Annotated in this window: 1 protein-coding gene; it reads left to right on the forward strand. The window is 76.4% G+C overall.

The annotated features are described in order from the left end of the window. The first annotated feature begins 97 nt into the window (after positions 1–97). Complete coding sequence (locus tag ACFVGO_RS18185) at positions 98–2,563, forward strand: cytochrome P450 (protein ID WP_380632778.1); 2,466 nt, start codon at positions 98–100, stop codon at positions 2,561–2,563. The last annotated feature ends 52 nt before the right edge of the window (positions 2,564–2,615 follow it).

Raw genomic sequence — 2,615 nt, forward strand, 5'->3', positions numbered from 1 at the left:
CCGCGCGGCTTCAGCCCCTTTTTCCCTTGTGGGGACCGGGGGGCTCTCCCCCCGCTCGGGGGGGGCCGCCAGGTCCTTGGCGGGGGCTTTGTTTGTTTTGGTTTTTGTTTCCTTCCCCCCCGCGGACGCCACCCGGCTGGACGCCGAGAACATCCGCAACCAGGTGATCACCTTCCTGATCGCCGGCCACGAGACCACCTCCGGCGCGCTCTCCTTCGCGCTGTACTACCTGGCCAAGCACCCGGCCGTGCTGCGCGAGGTGCAGCGGGAGGTGGACGAACTCTGGGGCGACCGGGCCGATCCCGAGCCCTCCTACGAGGACGTCGGACGGCTGCGCCACACCCGCCAGGTGCTCAACGAGGCGCTGCGACTGTGGCCGACGGCGCCCGCGTTCAGCCGGGAGGCGCGCGCGGACACCCTGCTCGGCGGACGCATCCCGCTGCGCGCCGGGGAGACCGTCCTCGTCAGCACGCCGCTGCTGCACCGCGACCCGGCGTGGGGCGACAACCCGGAGCTGTTCGACCCGTCCCGGTTCGACCCGGAGTACGAGGAGAGCCGCTCCCCGCACGCCTTCAAGCCCTTCGGCACCGGCGAACGCGCCTGCATCGGGCGGCAGTTCGCGCTGCACGAGGCCGTCATGCTGCTCGGCATGCTGGTGCACCGCTACCGGCTGATCGACCACGCCGACTACCGGCTGACCCTCAAGCAGACGCTCACCATCAAGCCCGACGGGTTCACCCTCGGCCTCGCCCGGCGCACGCCCGCCCCGGCCGTCGACGCCTCCCGCGCGGACTCCCTCGCCGCCGCCGCGCCGACGGCGGTCGGCCGGCAGGGCGGACCGGCCGCCGGGCGTCCCGGACGGGTCCGGCGGGGCACCGGGCTGCTGCTCCTGCACGGCTCCAACTACGGTGCCTGCCGGGAGTTCACCCGGCAGCTCGCGGAGGCCGCCGCCGACCTCGGCTGCGAGACCGCGACCGCCCCGCTGGACGCGTACGCGGACGGCCTGCCCACCGACCGGCCGGTGGTGATCACCGCCGCCTCGTACAACGGGCAGCCGACCGACGACGCGGCCCGGTTCGTCCGCGGGCTCCAGGAGTCCCGGGAGGGCGGCGGGGCCGAGGGCGTCGAGTTCGCGGTGCTCGGCATCGGCGACCGCACCTACGCCGCGACCTACCAGCGCGTCCCGGCGCTGATCGACGACCGGCTCGCCGAGCTCGGCGGCACCCGGCTGCTGGCCCGCGCCGAGGCCGACGCCTCCGGCGACCTGGAGGGCACCGTGCGGCAGTTCACCGGGGCGCTGCGCGAGGCCCTGCTGGCGCGCTACGGGGACGCCGACGCCCCCGCCGGGGTGCCGCCGGTGGCCGCGTACACGGTGACCGAGGTGACCGGCGGCCCGCTGGCCGCGCTCGCCGCCCGGCACGACACGGTGGAGCTGACCGTCACCGCCGTCGGCAGCCTGACCGACCCGGCCTACCACCGGGTCAAGCGGCTGGTCCGGCTGGCCCTGCCGGAGGGCACCGGCTACCGGACCGCCGACCACCTCACCGTGCTCCCGGCCAACGACCCGGTGCTGGTCGAGCGCGCCGCCAAGCTGTTCGGCGCCGACCCGGACACGGTGCTGAACATCGTGGCGCACCGGCGCACCGGACTGGCCGTCGACCGCCCGCTGACCGTCCGCGAACTGCTCACCCGTCACGTCGAGCTGCAGGACCGGCCGAACGCCGAGCAGCGCGCCGCGCTGGCGGCGCTCAACCCCTGCCCGCCCGAGCAGGCCGCCCTGCGGGCCCTGCCCGACGACGACCCGCGCACCCTGCTGGACCTGATCGAGGACCACCCGGCGCTGCGGGAGCGGCTGAGCTGGCCGGTGCTGCTGGAGCTGCTGCCGCCGATCCGGCCGCGGCACTACTCGATCTCCTCCTCGCCCACCGGCGACCCCGGTCAGGTGGAGCTGATGGTCTCGGTGCTCAGCGCCCCGGCCCGCTCGGGCCGGGGGACGTTCCGGGGCGCCGGATCCGGCTACCTCGACCGGGTCGCCGTCGGCGACACCGTGCTGGCCCGGGTCCAGCCCTGCCGGGAGGCGTTCCGGATCGGCCACCGCACCCCGGTGGTCATGATCGCGGCCGGCACCGGCCTGGCACCCTTCCGGGGTGCCGTCGCCGACCGCCGGGCGCTGCTCGCGCGGGGCGCCGCCCTCGCCCCGGCGCTGCTGTACTTCGGCTGCGACGACGAGGCGGCGGACTACCTGCACCGCGGCGAGCTGGAGGCCGCCGAGCGGGCCGGCGCGGTCTCGCTGCGGCCCGCCTTCAGCGAGCGGCCCCAGCAGGGGCGGCGCTACGTGCAGGACCGGATCGCCGCCGAGGCGGCCGAGGTCCGGGAGCTGCTGGAATCCGGCGCCGAGGTGTACGTGTGCGGCGACGGGGCCCGGATGGCGCCGGGCGTCCGGGCGGCCTTCCGGGCGCTGTACCGGGAGCGCACCCCGGGCGCCGACGAGCAGCGGGCGCAGGCCTGGCTGCAGGGGCTGATCGAGGCCGGGCGGTACGTCGAGGACGTGTACGCGGGCTGACCCTCCCGCGCCGGGGACGGCCGTGGGCCCGGGGGGGGGGGGGGGGGGGGTT

Origin of the sequence: Kitasatospora sp. NPDC057738 (genome assembly GCF_042798815.1) — a bacterium.
GTDB classification, from domain to species: Bacteria; Actinomycetota; Actinomycetes; order Streptomycetales; family Streptomycetaceae; genus Kitasatospora; species Kitasatospora lactacystinica.